This window comes from Pseudomonas synxantha, assembly GCF_900105675.1.
Classification (GTDB): Bacteria; Pseudomonadota; Gammaproteobacteria; order Pseudomonadales; family Pseudomonadaceae; genus Aquipseudomonas; species Aquipseudomonas synxantha.
The window spans coordinates 5,440,010-5,455,236 of the sequence record NZ_LT629786.1 but is presented as its reverse complement, the minus strand read 5'-3'; the positions used below and the strand labels follow the sequence as shown (position 1 = coordinate 5,455,236).

Genomic DNA, 15,227 nt, shown 5'->3' with positions numbered 1-15,227 from the left:
AAAGTTCGACGCTCACAAAACACCGACAGCTGTCACATACCCAATTTGCTGAAGCGAGGCCTGCTGGCCACGACTCAGTACCCGAATTTCTTGACGACCATAGAGCATTGGAACCACCTGATCCCATCCCGAACTCAGTAGTGAAACGATGCATCGCCGATGGTAGTGTGGGGTTTCCCCATGTGAGAGTAGGTCATCGTCAAGATTAAATTCCGAAACCCCAATTGCGAAAGCAGTTGGGGTTTTGTTTTGGGCGCTCGGAAAATCTAAGAAATATCGCTTATGCCTTGAGTGCTAACGAACGGGCTTTCTATGCAATGACTCTATGCATGGCTATCATGCGTGCCTCATTGTGAGGCGATACCTGCATGCTGATGTTGTTGAAACTTCTGAAAGATGGTCGATTCCATTCTGGAGAGGCGCTTGGCGCTGCCCTGGGAATTAGTCGAAGTGCTGTGTGGAAGCAGCTCCAGCATCTTGAAGCCGAGATGAACCTGCCTATTCATAAGGTCCGTGGCCGTGGGTATCAATTGGCTGCGCCGCTGGTGTTTTTGAATGCAGAGGACATTTCTCTGGAGGCGGGTTCTCCAGCCTGGCCGGTTCACATTTACGATTCCGTTGATTCCACCAATGCCGAGGCTTTGCGTCTTGTGGAGTCGGGCTGCGTGCCACCCTTTGTTGTCTTGGCAGAACAACAAACGGCTGGAAGGGGGAGGCGTGGCCGAAAATGGGTCAGTCCATATGCGCAAAATCTTTATTACAGTCTCGTGTTGCGCATCGAAGGCGGCTTGCGACAGTTGGAGGGGTTGAGCCTCGTAGTGGGGTTGGCTGTCATGCGGGCTTTGCGCGAGTCGGGGGTCCAGGGTGCGGCTTTGAAGTGGCCAAACGACGTCTTGGTTGGGAGCAAGAAAATTTCTGGCATCTTGCTCGAGCTAGTCGGGGATCCTGGAGACATCTGTCACGTTGTGCTTGGCATCGGTATCAATGTGAATATGCAGAAGGCTGTTGAGGTCGATCAACAGTGGACGTCGATGCAGCTTGAGACTGGAACCTCTATTGACCGCAACCACCTGGTGGCGCGCCTGGGAGGACAGCTGCAAGTCTATCTTGATCGCCATAAGGCTACTGGTTTTGCCGGATTGCAAGAAGAGTGGGAGCAGCATCACTTGTGGCAGGCCAGGCCTGTATCTCTCATTGCCGGCACCAACCGGATTGAGGGGGTGGTACTGGGCGTGGATCGTCAGGGCGCCTTGCGTTTGAATGTCGATGGAGTTGAGAAAATATATAGCGGCGGTGAGCTAAGCCTGAGGTTGCGTGATGATTCTTGAGCTCGACTGTGGAAACAGCTTCATTAAATGGCGTGTACTTGAGTCGAGTGAGGCAAGCGCATGCGCGGAAGGCATAGCAGGTTCGGATGCATCATTGATTGACAGCTTGGTGGCTCTTCCCGATCTTCTGCTTACGCGTTGCCGATTAGTCAGTGTTCGTGCGCTTGAAGAAACCGACAAGCTGGTAGCTGCGTTGGTGGATGCATTTGGCGTTACCGTTTCATGTGCCGGCCCTGCGCGGGAAATGGCTGGGGTGCGCAACGGCTACGAAGATTTCGAGCGTCTCGGGCTTGATCGTTGGTTGGCGATGCTCGGGGCATTCAAATTGGCGTCAGGTGCATGCCTGGTGCTCGATTTTGGCACCGCGGCGACCGCAGATTTTATCAGTTCAGATGGTGAGCACCTGGGAGGGTTTATTTGCCCAGGCATGCCCCTCATGCGCAATCAGCTGCGTACCCATACGCGCAAGATACGTTATGGCGACGCGGCGGCTGAGAGGGCTCTGGAGCACCTCTCTCCGGGGCGGACCACCGTGGAGGCCGTCGAGCGAGGCTGTACGCTTATGCTTAGAGGGTTTGTGCTGACCCAGCTTGAGTTGGCGCGAAGCTACTGGGGTGACGATTTCACCGTCTTCCTGACAGGGGGGGATGCTGAGTTGGTCTCGGATGCTGCGCCCCAGGCTCAGCTGGTTCCGGACCTTGTATTTGTTGGTCTGGCGATGGCATGTCCTTTGTCTTGAGGTGATTATGCGTTGGCTGTTTTTGCTTTTACTTGTCCTCAATGCTTTCTATTACGTCTGGCATCAGCAAGAAGCTCCGTTGCGTGCCAAGGATGTCACGCCTTTGAGTCTTTATCGTGGAGCGCAGCAAGACATTCGGCTCTTGAGTGAATCTGCAGATGGGATGGCTCGGCGTGATCGAATAAAGCCATCTGATGGGCAAAATACCTGTCTATACATCGGTGGTTTCTCTGATCGGCGCCAAGCCCTATCTGTCGAGCAGCGACTGACGAGCCTGGATATAAAGGTCAAGGTTCAATTGTTGAGTGCGCCTGATGCCTCGGGTTACTGGTTGCGTGTAGCCCCTGAAAGCCGGCGCCTGGCTGATGATCTGCCGTTTGAAAACCTTGCTAAGGAATTCAATGAGTTAAAACATAAAATAATGCTGTGCGAAGGCATTGCAACTCTCGAATAGTTTGCATAGAATGGCGCCCGCTTCGCAGTGAAGACCTTTAAGGGCTACATAGCGAAGCGAAGGTCAACGCAGCTAACCTCATATTTTTAATGAGAAAATGCTTGACAGAAGGCCGGCGTGATGTAGAATGCCGGCTCGCTTAGGAGGGGTTCCCGAGCGGCCAAAGGGATCAGACTGTAAATCTGACGTCTACGACTTCGAAGGTTCGAATCCTTCCCCCTCCACCATTTTAGCGTGAGCTGCAAGCTCCGCGGGTATAGTTTAGTGGTAGAACCTCAGCCTTCCAAGCTGATGATGCGGGTTCGATTCCCGCTACCCGCTCCAAGTTTGCAGGTTGTGCACGGTGTTTTGCTCTTGTAGCTCAGTTGGTAGAGCACACCCTTGGTAAGGGTGAGGTCAGCGGTTCAAATCCGCTCAAGAGCTCCATATAACAAGGCAGATATGAAAATATCTGCCTTTGTTTTAACAGCTGCCTCGGCTTGTTTCGTGTTGTGTCTGGCTTTGGTTGTCGGATGATTTCAAGTCTGTTGGGGTTGGTTGTTGTAAAGTCTTTTTCAGGCCTGCATAATGGTCGGCCTGATTTTGTTTTAGGTCAGTAGCTCAATTGGCAGAGCGACGGTCTCCAAAACCGTAGGTTGGGGGTTCGATTCCCTCCTGACCTGCCAGATTCACGTGGTGTGTCTGGCTTTCTTTTCACAGGATCTTCATAGATGACTCCTAAGGCTGAAGCTCAAAGCTCTCGTTTCGATCTGGTCAAGTGGCTCGCTGTAGTCGCCTTGGTGGTCGTAGGCGTTGTTGGCAATCAGTACTATTCTGCTTCGCCGATCCTGTACCGTGTGCTCGCTTTGCTCGCCCTTGCTGCTGTAGCTGCCTTTGTAGGCCTGCAGACTGCCAAAGGCAAGTCTTTCGCGGTCCTGGTAAAGGAAGCTCGCACCGAAATACGTAAAGTCGTTTGGCCGACTCGCCAAGAAACCACGCAGACCACATTGATTGTCGTGGCTGTTGTTCTGGTTATGGCGTTGCTGTTGTGGGGGCTTGATTCCCTGCTCGGCTGGCTTGTTTCCTTGATTGTTGGCTAAGGGTGTCCCGTGGCTAAGCGTTGGTACGTTGTGCATGCTTACTCGGGTTACGAGAAGCATGTTATGCGCTCTTTGCTAGAGCGCGTAAAGCTTGCAGGCATGGAAGATGGCTTCGGCGAGATTCTGGTCCCCACTGAAGAAGTGGTTGAAATGCGCAATGGCCAGAAGCGCAAAAGCGAACGCAAGTTCTTCCCTGGCTACGTGCTGGTTCAGATGGACATGAATGAAGGTACTTGGCACTTGGTCAAGGACACTCCTCGTGTCATGGGTTTCATTGGCGGTACTGCTGATAAACCTGCTCCGATCACCGACAAAGAGGCGGAAGCAATTCTGCGTCGCGTTGCTGATGGTAGCGACAAGCCCAAGCCGAAGACGTTGTTCGAGCCGGGTGAGGTTGTTCGTGTGACTGATGGCCCATTTGCTGATTTCAATGGCACCGTCGAAGAAGTTAACTACGAAAAGAGCCGGATCCAGGTGGCAGTGCTCATTTTCGGTCGCTCTACTCCGGTAGAGTTGGAGTTCAGCCAGGTCGAGAAGGTCTAGCTGAGCAAGTATCCCAACCCCGCAGCCTTAGGCTGTGGGGTTTTGTCGTCACTGGGATAAACGCGCAAGTAACCGGGGAGCCTTTTGAGGCGTTTGAACCCGTAATTGGAGTGCCTCATGGCCAAGAAGATTACCGCTTACATCAAGCTGCAAGTGAAGGCCGCTCAGGCCAACCCAAGTCCACCCGTCGGTCCAGCTCTGGGTCAACACGGCGTGAACATCATGGAATTCTGCAAGGCCTTCAACGCCCGTACTCAGGGTCTTGAGCCAGGTCTGCCGACTCCTGTGATCATCACTGTATACAGCGATCGTAGCTTCACTTTCGAAACCAAGTCGACCCCGGCTTCGGTTCTGTTGAAGAAGGCTGCTGGTCTGACTAGCGGTTCCGCTCGTCCTAACACCGTTAAGGTTGGCACCGTAACTCGTGCTCAGCTGGAAGAAATCGCGAAAACCAAAAACGCGGATCTGACTGCAGCTGATATGGATGCAGCCGTGCGTACCATCGCCGGTTCTGCTCGTAGCATGGGCCTTAACGTGGAGGGTGTGTAATGGCTAAGCTGACCAAGCGCCAAAAGGCTATCGCCGGCAAGATCGAAGCAGGCAAGTCCTACAACTTTGTAGACGCTGCTGCCCTGCTGACCGAGCTGTCGACTGTCAAGTTCAGCGAGTCTGTTGACGTTGCTGTAAACCTGGGTGTTGACCCACGTAAATCTGACCAGGTCGTTCGTAGCGCTACTGTGCTGCCACACGGTACTGGCAAGACTGTACGTGTTGCCGTCTTCACCCAGGGCCCGGCAGCTGAAGCTGCTCTGGCAGCTGGCGCTGATCGCGTTGGCATGGACGACCTGGCCGCCGAAATGAAAGGCGGCGACCTGAACTACGACGTAGTTATTGCCTCCCCGGATGCAATGCGCGTAGTAGGTCAGTTGGGTCAGATCCTCGGCCCACGTGGTCTGATGCCTAACCCTAAGGTCGGTACCGTAACGCCAGACGTAGCTACCGCGGTTAAAAACGCCAAGGCTGGTCAGGTTCGTTATCGCACCGACAAAAACGGCATCATTCACACCTCCGTTGGCAAAGTCGGCTTCGATGCCGTCAAGCTGAAGGAAAACGTTGAAGCCCTGATCGCTGATCTGAAGCGTATCAAGCCGGCTTCCTCGAAAGGTATCTATGTCAAGCGCGTTACCCTGAGCACCACTATGGGCCCAGGCTTGGTCATCGACCAAGGCTCGCTGGACGTATAAGACACAAGTTGGCGCAAGCGATTGCGCCAATTGAAAGATTGGGGTCCCTGCCTGGCGGGGGCTATCCAAGACCGTAGGCGACGCAAGTCTTAAACCAACAAGCCTACGCAGATGGTGCTCCCGGTTCCTTACCGAATCAGACACCAAAACGACATCCGGCTCCGGCCAGATGAAACGGTAACAAGCAGGAGTTAAACCCGTGGCAATTAATCTCGAAGACAAGAAGGCCATCGTCGCTGAAGTCAACGAGGCTGCCAAAGCTGCTCTGTCCGCTGTCGTGGCTGATGCCCGTGGTGTGACAGTAGGCGCTATGACCGGACTCCGTAAAGAGGCTCGTGAAGCTGGCGTATACGTACGTGTTGTACGTAACACCCTGCTCAAGCGCGCTGTTGCTGACACTGAATACAGTGTTCTCAACGACGTGTTCACTGGCCCGACTCTGATTGCGTTCTCCAAGGATCATCCAGGCGCTGCTGCCCGTTTGTTCAAGGAATTCGCCAAGAGTCAGGATAAGTTCGAGATCAAGGCAGCTGCGTTCGAGGGCAAGTTCCTCGCAGCTAACCAAATCGACGTACTGGCAACACTGCCGACCCGCGACGAAGCCATTTCGCAGCTGATGAGCGTGATTCAAGGCGCTACCAGCAAGCTGGCTCGTACTCTGGCTGCAGTTCGCGAGCAAAAAGAAGCTGCCGCAGCCTAAGGCTGAGCAACCTCTCTCGCGTATTTTTGTTTATTTCGATGGCCGCGTAGGCCGTCCCCCAATTCAGGAAATACAGCAATGTCTATCTCCCAAGACGATATCCTCAACGCCGTAGCTGAAATGTCGGTTCTGCAGGTTGTTGAGCTGATCAAAGCTTTCGAAGAAAAATTCGGCGTTTCCGCTGCCGCTGCTTCCGCTGGCCCAGCTGTTGCTGCTGTTGCTGCTGAAGAGCAAACCGAATTCAACGTCATGCTGCTGGAAGCTGGCGAGAAGAAAGTAAACGTGATCAAGGCAGTACGTGAACTGACCGGTCTGGGCTTGAAAGAAGCCAAGGCTGTAGTTGACGGCGCTCCTGCCCAGGTTCTGGAAGCTGTGTCGAAAGACGCTGCTGACAAAGCCAAAGCTACTCTGGAAGAAGCAGGCGCTAAAGTCGAGCTGAAGTAAGCATCGACCTTGCGTCTCCAGCCCAAGCGTTAAGCTGAAGGCTGATGGCTGGTGGCTCTTGCCACCGGCCTTTTTCCGTTCTTGGCTGTCGACTCGGTCGCCGCCATTAACGCGCTGTAGCCACCCGATGCGGTGGTGCAAACCATGGGGTTTGCAAGATTTTCTGGCTGCTCCCGTCGGGAGGGCCAAACAAGCAGGTGACCAAGCTGGGGAACGCTGATGGCTTACTCATATACTGAGAAAAAACGTATCCGCAAGGACTTTAGCAAGTTGCCGGACGTCATGGATGTCCCGTACCTTCTGGCTATCCAGCTGGATTCGTATCGTGAATTCTTGCAGGCGGGAGCGACCAAAGATCAGTTCCGCGACGTGGGCCTGCATGCGGCCTTCAAATCCGTTTTCCCGATCATCAGCTACTCCGGCAATGCTGCGCTGGAGTACGTCGGTTATCGCCTGGGCGAACCGGCATTTGATGTCAAAGAATGCGTGTTGCGTGGCGTTACGTACGCCGTACCTTTGCGGGTAAAAGTCCGCCTGATCATTTTCGACAAAGAATCGTCGAACAAAGCGATCAAGGACATCAAAGAGCAAGAAGTCTACATGGGCGAAATCCCATTGATGACTGAGAACGGTACCTTCGTTATCAACGGTACCGAGCGTGTAATCGTTTCCCAGCTGCACCGTTCCCCGGGCGTGTTCTTCGACCACGACCGCGGCAAGACGCACAGCTCCGGCAAACTCCTGTACTCCGCGCGGATCATTCCGTACCGCGGTTCGTGGTTGGACTTCGAGTTCGATCCGAAAGACTGCGTGTTCGTGCGTATCGACCGTCGTCGCAAGCTGCCGGCCTCGGTACTGCTGCGTGCGCTCGGCTATACCACCGAGCAAGTGCTGGACGCTTTCTACACCACCAACGTATTCAGCCTGAAGGATGAAACCCTCAAGCTGGAGCTCATCGCTTCGCGTCTGCGTGGTGAAATTGCTGTCCTGGATATCCAGGATGAAAAAGGCAAGGTCATCGTTGAGGCTGGCCGTCGTATCACTGCGCGCCACATCAATCAGATCGAAAAAGCCGGTATCAAGGAGCTGGAAGTACCTCTGGACTATGTCCTGGGGCGTACTACCGCCAAGGTCATCGTTCATCCGGCCACAGGCGAAATCCTGGCCGAGTGCAACACCGAGCTGAACACCGAAATCCTGGCTAAAATCGCCAAGGCCCAGGTCGTTCGCATCGAGACCCTGTACACCAACGACATCGACTGCGGTCCGTTCATCTCCGACACACTGAAGATCGACTCCACCAGCAACCAATTGGAAGCGCTGGTCGAGATCTATCGCATGATGCGTCCTGGCGAGCCACCAACCAAAGACGCTGCCGAAACCCTGTTCAACAACCTGTTCTTCAGCCCTGAGCGCTATGACCTGTCTGCGGTCGGCCGGATGAAGTTCAACCGTCGTATCGGTCGTACCGAAATCGAAGGTTCGGGTGTGCTGTGCAAGGAAGACATCGTTGCGGTCTTGAAGACCCTGGTCGACATCCGTAACGGCAAAGGCATCGTCGATGACATCGACCACCTGGGTAACCGTCGTGTTCGCTGCGTTGGCGAAATGGCCGAGAACCAGTTCCGCGTTGGCCTGGTACGTGTTGAGCGTGCGGTCAAAGAGCGTCTGTCGATGGCAGAAAGCGAAGGCCTGATGCCGCAAGACCTGATCAACGCCAAGCCAGTGGCTGCGGCGGTGAAAGAGTTCTTCGGTTCCAGCCAGCTCTCGCAGTTCATGGACCAGAACAACCCGCTCTCCGAGATTACCCACAAGCGCCGTGTCTCTGCACTGGGCCCGGGCGGTCTGACCCGTGAGCGCGCAGGCTTCGAAGTTCGTGACGTACACCCGACGCACTACGGTCGTGTTTGCCCGATCGAAACGCCGGAAGGTCCGAACATCGGTCTGATCAACTCCTTGGCCGCTTATGCGCGCACCAACCAGTACGGCTTCCTTGAGAGCCCGTACCGTGTGGTGAAAGAGGGTCTGGTCACCGACGAGATCGTATTCCTGTCCGCTATCGAAGAAGCTGATCATGTGATCGCTCAGGCTTCGGCCACGATGAACGACAAGAAAGTCCTGATCGACGAACTGGTAGCTGTTCGTCACTTGAACGAGTTCACCGTCAAGGCGCCGGAAGACGTCACCTTGATGGACGTTTCGCCGAAGCAGGTAGTTTCGGTTGCAGCGTCGCTGATCCCGTTCCTGGAACACGATGACGCCAACCGTGCGTTGATGGGTTCCAACATGCAGCGTCAAGCTGTACCGACCCTGCGCGCCGACAAGCCGCTGGTAGGTACCGGCATGGAGCGCAACGTAGCCCGTGACTCCGGCGTTTGCGTCGTGGCTCGTCGTGGTGGCGTGATCGACTCTGTTGATGCCAGCCGTATCGTGGTTCGTGTTGCCGATGACGAAGTTGAAACCGGTGAAGCTGGTGTCGACATCTACAACCTGACCAAGTACACCCGTTCTAACCAGAACACCTGCATTAACCAGCGTCCGCTGGTGCGTAAGGGTGATCGCGTTCAGCGTAGCGACATCATGGCCGATGGCCCGTCCACCGACATGGGTGAGCTGGCACTGGGTCAGAACATGCGTATCGCGTTCATGGCCTGGAACGGCTACAACTTCGAAGACTCCATCTGTCTGTCGGAGCGCGTTGTTCAGGAAGACCGTTTCACCACGATCCACATTCAGGAGCTGACCTGTGTGGCACGTGACACCAAGCTTGGGCCAGAGGAAATCACTGCGGACATCCCTAACGTGGGTGAAGCTGCACTGAACAAGCTGGACGAAGCCGGTATCGTTTATGTAGGTGCTGAAGTTGGCGCAGGCGACATCCTGGTCGGTAAAGTCACTCCGAAAGGCGAGACCCAGCTGACTCCGGAAGAAAAACTGCTGCGTGCCATCTTCGGTGAAAAAGCCAGCGACGTTAAAGACACCTCCCTGCGTGTACCTACCGGTACCAAGGGTACTGTCATTGACGTACAGGTCTTCACCCGCGACGGCGTTGAGCGTGATGCTCGTGCACTGTCCATCGAGAAGACCCAGCTCGACGAGATCCGCAAGGACCTGAACGAAGAGTTCCGTATCGTTGAAGGCGCGACCTTCGAACGTCTGCGTTCCGCTCTGGTAGGCCACAAGGCTGAAGGCGGCGCAGGTCTGAAGAAAGGTCAGGACATCACCGACGAAATCCTCGACGGTCTTGAGCATGGCCAGTGGTTCAAACTGCGCATGGCTGAAGATGCTCTGAACGAGCAGCTCGAGAAGGCTCAGGCCTATATCGTTGATCGTCGTCGTCTGCTGGACGACAAGTTCGAAGACAAGAAGCGCAAACTGCAGCAGGGCGATGACCTGGCTCCAGGCGTGCTGAAAATCGTCAAGGTTTACCTGGCAATCCGTCGCCGCATCCAGCCGGGCGACAAGATGGCCGGTCGTCACGGTAACAAAGGTGTGGTCTCCGTGATCATGCCGGTTGAAGACATGCCGCACGATGCCAATGGCACCCCGGTCGACGTCGTCCTCAACCCGTTGGGCGTACCTTCGCGTATGAACGTTGGTCAGATCCTTGAAACCCACCTGGGCCTCGCGGCCAAAGGTCTGGGCGAAAAGATCAACCGCATGATCGAAGAGCAGCGCAAGGTCGCAGACCTGCGTAAGTTCCTGCACGAGATCTACAACGAGATCGGCGGTCGCAACGAAGAGCTGGATACCTTCTCCGACCAGGAAATCCTGGACCTGGCGAAGAACCTGCGCGGCGGCGTTCCAATGGCTACCCCGGTGTTCGACGGTGCCAAGGAAAGCGAAATCAAGGCCATGCTCAAGCTGGCAGACTTGCCAGAAAGCGGCCAGATGCAGCTGTTCGACGGCCGTACCGGCAACAAGTTCGAGCGTCCGGTTACTGTTGGCTACATGTACATGCTGAAGCTGAACCACTTGGTAGACGACAAGATGCACGCTCGTTCTACTGGTTCGTACAGCCTGGTTACCCAGCAGCCGCTGGGTGGTAAGGCTCAGTTCGGTGGTCAGCGTTTCGGGGAGATGGAGGTTTGGGCACTGGAAGCATACGGTGCTGCATACACTCTGCAAGAAATGCTCACAGTGAAGTCGGACGATGTGAACGGTCGTACCAAGATGTACAAAAACATCGTGGACGGCGATCACCGTATGGAGCCGGGCATGCCCGAGTCCTTCAACGTGTTGATCAAAGAAATTCGTTCCCTCGGCATCGATATCGATCTGGAAACCGAATAACACGTGACGCGAATCGAGAGCGGAGCCGTTTGGCCCGCTCTCTGCTCCGCCAGGAGGAAAGGCCTTGAAAGACCTACTGAATTTGCTGAAAAACCAGGGTCAAGTCGAAGAGTTCGACGCCATCCGTATTGGGTTGGCATCGCCTGAGATGATCCGTTCGTGGTCGTTCGGTGAAGTTAAAAAGCCGGAAACCATCAACTACCGTACGTTCAAACCTGAACGTGACGGCCTGTTCTGCGCCAAGATCTTTGGCCCGGTAAAGGATTACGAGTGCCTGTGCGGTAAGTACAAGCGCTTGAAGCACCGTGGTGTGATCTGCGAGAAGTGCGGCGTTGAAGTTGCACTGGCCAAGGTTCGTCGTGAGCGCATGGCGCACATCGAACTGGCTTCGCCAGTTGCCCACATCTGGTTCCTGAAATCACTGCCGTCCCGTATCGGCTTGCTGATGGACATGACCCTGCGTGATATCGAACGCGTTCTCTACTTCGAGAGCTATGTCGTTATCGATCCAGGCATGACCACCCTTGAAAAGGGCCAGCTGCTGAACGATGAGCAGTACTTCGAGGCGCTGGAAGAATTCGGTGACGATTTCGATGCCCGCATGGGTGCCGAAGCTGTCCGCGAGCTGCTGCACGCCATCGACCTGGAGCACGAGATTGGTCGTCTGCGCGAAGAAATTCCGCAAACCAACTCCGAAACCAAGATCAAGAAACTGTCCAAGCGCCTGAAGTTGATGGAAGCCTTCCAGGGTTCCGGCAACTTGCCAGAGTGGATGGTACTGACCGTTCTGCCGGTTTTGCCGCCAGACCTGCGTCCGCTGGTGCCGTTGGACGGTGGTCGTTTCGCGACGTCCGACCTTAACGACCTGTACCGCCGCGTGATCAACCGTAACAACCGCTTGAAGCGCCTGCTTGATCTGTCCGCTCCGGACATCATCGTGCGCAACGAAAAGCGTATGTTGCAAGAAGCGGTCGATGCCTTGCTCGACAACGGTCGTCGTGGTCGCGCTATCACCGGTTCCAACAAGCGTCCTTTGAAATCCCTGGCTGACATGATCAAGGGTAAGCAAGGTCGTTTCCGTCAAAACTTGCTCGGTAAGCGCGTTGACTACTCCGGTCGTTCGGTAATTACCGTAGGCCCGACCCTGCGTCTGCACCAGTGCGGTCTGCCCAAGAAGATGGCACTTGAGCTGTTCAAGCCATTCATCTTCGGCAAGCTGGAAATGCGCGGTCTCGCGACCACCATCAAAGCGGCCAAGAAAATGGTCGAGCGCGAACTGCCAGAGGTTTGGGACGTTCTCGCCGAGGTGATCCGCGAACACCCGGTTCTCCTCAACCGTGCACCGACCCTTCACCGTCTGGGTATCCAGGCGTTTGAACCAGTACTGATCGAAGGTAAGGCGATTCAGCTGCACCCGCTGGTCTGTGCTGCGTACAACGCCGACTTCGACGGCGACCAAATGGCCGTGCACGTACCGCTGACACTGGAAGCCCAGTTGGAAGCGCGTGCGTTGATGATGTCGACCAACAACATTCTGTCGCCAGCCAACGGTGAGCCAATCATCGTTCCGTCGCAGGACGTTGTATTGGGTCTGTACTACATGACCCGTGAAGCGATCAACGCCAAGGGCGAAGGTCGTGTGTTCGCTGACCTGCAGGAAGTTGACCGTGTGTTCCGTGCCGGCGAAGCCGCACTGCATGCCAAGGTCAAAGTGCGGATCAACGAAACCGTCAACGACCGTGACGGCGGCAGCGTGAGCAACACCCGTATCGTCGACACCACTGTCGGCCGTGCGCTGTTGTACCAGGTTGTGCCAAAAGGTCTGTCGTACGACGTCGTCAACCTGCCAATGAAGAAAAAGGCGATCTCCAAGCTGATCAACCAGTGCTACCGCGTGGTTGGTTTGAAAGAGACCGTTATCTTCGCTGACCAGTTGATGTACACAGGTTTCGCTTACTCGACTATTTCCGGCGTTTCCATCGGCGTTAACGACTTCGTTATTCCGGATGAAAAAGCTCGCATCATCAGTGCCGCCACTGACGAAGTGAAAGAGATCGAGAGCCAGTACGCCTCCGGCCTGGTAACCCAGGGCGAGAAGTACAACAAAGTGATCGACCTTTGGTCCAAGGCCAACGACGAAGTTTCCAAGGCGATGATGGCCAACCTCTCGAAAGAGAAAGTCATCGACCGTCACGGCGACGAAGTCGACCAGGAATCTTTCAACTCGATGTACATGATGGCCGACTCGGGCGCACGGGGTTCTGCTGCGCAGATCCGTCAGCTCGCCGGTATGCGTGGCCTGATGGCCAAGCCGGACGGTTCCATCATCGAAACGCCGATTACCGCGAACTTCCGTGAAGGTTTGAGCGTACTTCAGTACTTCATCTCCACTCACGGTGCTCGTAAGGGTCTTGCGGATACCGCGTTGAAAACCGCTAACTCCGGTTACCTGACACGTCGTCTGGTAGACGTTGCACAAGATCTGGTTGTAACCGAGATCGATTGCGGCACCGAGCATGGCCTGCTGATGACTCCGCACATTGAAGGCGGTGACGTTGTAGAACCGCTGGGTGAGCGCGTATTGGGTCGTGTGATTGCCCGTGACGTGTTCAAGCCAGGTACTGAGGAAGTTATCGTTCCTGCCGGCACTCTGGTAGATGAAAAGTGGGTCGAGTTCATCGAACTCAACAGCATCGACGAAGTGATCGTTCGCTCGCCGATCAGTTGCGAAACCCGCTACGGCATCTGCGCCAAGTGCTACGGCCGTGACTTGGCTCGTGGTCACCAGGTGAACATCGGTGAAGCGGTCGGCGTTATCGCTGCCCAATCCATCGGTGAGCCGGGTACTCAGCTGACCATGCGTACGTTCCACATTGGTGGTGCGGCAAGCCGGACCTCCGCAGCCGACAGCGTACAGGTGAAGAATGGCGGTACTGTCCGTCTGCACAACCTCAAGCACGTTGAGCGAGTGGATGGCCACCTGGTTGCTGTGTCCCGTTCCGGTGAGCTGGCAATCGCTGATGACTACGGTCGTGAGCGCGAGCGTTACAAGCTGCCGTATGGTGCTGTGATTTCGGTTAAAGAAGGTGACAAGGTCGACGCTGGCGCAATCGTGGCCAAGTGGGATCCGCACACTCACCCAATCGTTACCGAAATGAAAGGTACCGTGACCTACGTGGGCATGGAAGAAGGCATCACGATCAAGCGTCAGACTGACGAATTGACCGGTATGACCAACATTGAAGTACTCGACGCCAAAGATCGTCCAGCTGCCGGTAAAGACATCCGTCCTGCTGTGAAGATGGTCGACGACAACGGCAAGGATCTGTTGCTGCCAGGCACTGACGTAATCGCTCAGTACTTCCTGCCAGCCAACGCCCTGGTCGGTGTAGCGGATGGTGCGAAGATCGCGATCGGTGATGTTATCGCGCGTATCCCGCAAGAAACTTCGAAGACTCGTGACATCACCGGTGGTCTGCCGCGTGTTGCTGACTTGTTCGAAGCTCGTCGTCCGAAAGAAGCGTCGATTCTGGCTGAAGTCAGCGGCACCATCGCGTTCGGTAAAGAGACCAAGGGCAAGCGCCGTCTGGTCATTACCCCGAACGACGGTAGCGATCCGTATGAAGAGCTGATTCCGAAGTGGCGTCACCTGAACGTCTTCGAAGGCGAACAGGTAAACCGCGGCGAAGTTATCTCCGACGGCCCGAGCGATCCACACGACATCCTGCGTCTGCTGGGTGTGAGTGCGCTGGCCAAGTATATCGTCAACGAGATCCAGGACGTTTACCGTCTGCAGGGCGTGAAGATCAACGACAAGCACATCGAGACCATCCTGCGTCAGATGCTGCGTAAAGTTGAAATCGCTGAATCCGGCGATTCCAGTTTCATCAAGGGCGACCAGATGGAACTGACTCACGTACTGGTAGAAAACGAGCGCCTGGCGAACGAAGAGAAATTCGTTTCCAAGTTCACTCGCGTGCTGCTGGGTATCACCAAGGCGTCGTTGTCCACTGAGTCGTTCATCTCGGCGGCCTCCTTCCAGGAGACCACTCGCGTACTGACCGAAGCAGCGGTAACCGGCAAGCGCGATTACCTGCGTGGCCTGAAAGAAAACGTGGTTGTGGGTCGTCTGATCCCAGCCGGTACCGGTTTGGCTTACCACAGCGAGCGCAAGCGTCGCCGTGATGCTGACAAGCCGTTGCGCGTAAGCGCCAGTGAAGTGGAAGCTGCACTGACCGAAGCGCTGAACTCAAGCGGTAACTGAGTTCTGCAGTAGATAAGTCTGGGCCCTGGCAGTCCCATTCGTCGGATCGAGGCATTTTTGCCCTGGTTCGACGAGAGGGGAGGTCGGGGCCTTGCCTTGACTGGGGACAAGATCCTCTTTAGACTCTTGTACCCCTAAA

The 15,227-nt window shown here is 55.3% G+C and carries 11 protein-coding genes, 4 tRNA genes and 1 rRNA gene; all 16 read left to right on the top strand.

Translation table 11 applies throughout. The annotated features are described in order from the left end of the window. Positions 1-89 precede the first annotated feature (89 nt). The 16 genes from rrf (at position 90) to rpoC (ending at position 15,088) form a co-directional block, all read left to right on the top strand. Positions 90-205: ribosomal RNA gene (gene rrf, locus BLU48_RS25310) — 5S ribosomal RNA — on the top strand. A 163-nt stretch (positions 206-368) separates the two neighbouring features. Beyond that, entirely contained in the window at positions 369-1,328 is a 960-nt protein-coding gene (gene birA / locus BLU48_RS25305) for a bifunctional biotin--[acetyl-CoA-carboxylase] ligase/biotin operon repressor BirA (protein WP_057025349.1), read from the top strand. Further along, positions 1,318-2,067, top strand: coding sequence for a pantothenate kinase (locus tag BLU48_RS25300; RefSeq protein ID WP_057025350.1), 750 nt, complete (start codon positions 1,318-1,320; stop codon positions 2,065-2,067). The genes birA and BLU48_RS25300 overlap by 11 nt, the downstream gene beginning before the upstream one ends. Positions 2,068-2,074: 7 nt before the next feature. Continuing rightward, positions 2,075-2,521: a hypothetical protein gene (locus BLU48_RS25295; RefSeq protein WP_057025351.1), complete on the top strand. Its 447-nt coding sequence runs from the start codon at positions 2,075-2,077 to the stop codon at positions 2,519-2,521. Between the two features lie 142 nt (positions 2,522-2,663). Further along, positions 2,664-2,748 (top strand) — tRNA-Tyr (locus tag BLU48_RS25290). A gap of 23 nt (positions 2,749-2,771) precedes the next feature. Continuing rightward, a tRNA-Gly gene (locus BLU48_RS25285) sits at positions 2,772-2,845 on the top strand. Between the two features lie 26 nt (positions 2,846-2,871). Then, positions 2,872-2,947 (top strand) — tRNA-Thr (locus BLU48_RS25280). A gap of 163 nt (positions 2,948-3,110) precedes the next feature. Continuing rightward, positions 3,111-3,186, top strand: a tRNA-Trp gene (locus BLU48_RS25275). A gap of 45 nt (positions 3,187-3,231) precedes the next feature. Beyond that, complete coding sequence (gene secE, locus BLU48_RS25270; protein ID WP_003194658.1) at positions 3,232-3,600, top strand: preprotein translocase subunit SecE; 369 nt, start codon at positions 3,232-3,234, stop codon at positions 3,598-3,600. Between the two features lie 9 nt (positions 3,601-3,609). After that, positions 3,610-4,143, top strand: a complete 534-nt coding sequence (gene nusG / locus BLU48_RS25265; RefSeq protein WP_003176436.1) for a transcription termination/antitermination protein NusG — start codon at positions 3,610-3,612, stop codon at positions 4,141-4,143. 117 nt (positions 4,144-4,260) lie between these two features. After that, positions 4,261-4,692: a 50S ribosomal protein L11 gene (gene rplK, locus BLU48_RS25260; RefSeq protein ID WP_003176435.1), complete on the top strand. Its 432-nt coding sequence runs from the start codon at positions 4,261-4,263 to the stop codon at positions 4,690-4,692. Further along, on the top strand, positions 4,692-5,387 hold the full coding sequence (gene rplA / locus BLU48_RS25255; protein WP_003176434.1) for a 50S ribosomal protein L1: 696 nt from the start codon (positions 4,692-4,694) through the stop codon (positions 5,385-5,387). The genes rplK and rplA overlap by 1 nt, the downstream gene beginning before the upstream one ends. Before the next feature lie 199 nt (positions 5,388-5,586). Then, entirely contained in the window at positions 5,587-6,087 is a 501-nt protein-coding gene (rplJ, locus tag BLU48_RS25250) for a 50S ribosomal protein L10 (protein ID WP_003232405.1), read from the top strand. Between the two features lie 78 nt (positions 6,088-6,165). After that, positions 6,166-6,531: a 50S ribosomal protein L7/L12 gene (rplL, locus tag BLU48_RS25245; protein WP_003176432.1), complete on the top strand. Its 366-nt coding sequence runs from the start codon at positions 6,166-6,168 to the stop codon at positions 6,529-6,531. A 219-nt stretch (positions 6,532-6,750) separates the two neighbouring features. Further along, entirely contained in the window at positions 6,751-10,824 is a 4,074-nt protein-coding gene (gene rpoB / locus BLU48_RS25240; protein WP_046069767.1) for a DNA-directed RNA polymerase subunit beta, read from the top strand. 64 nt (positions 10,825-10,888) lie between these two features. Beyond that, complete coding sequence (rpoC, locus tag BLU48_RS25235) at positions 10,889-15,088, top strand: DNA-directed RNA polymerase subunit beta' (protein WP_005791982.1); 4,200 nt, start codon at positions 10,889-10,891, stop codon at positions 15,086-15,088. Positions 15,089-15,227: the final 139 nt, after the last annotated feature.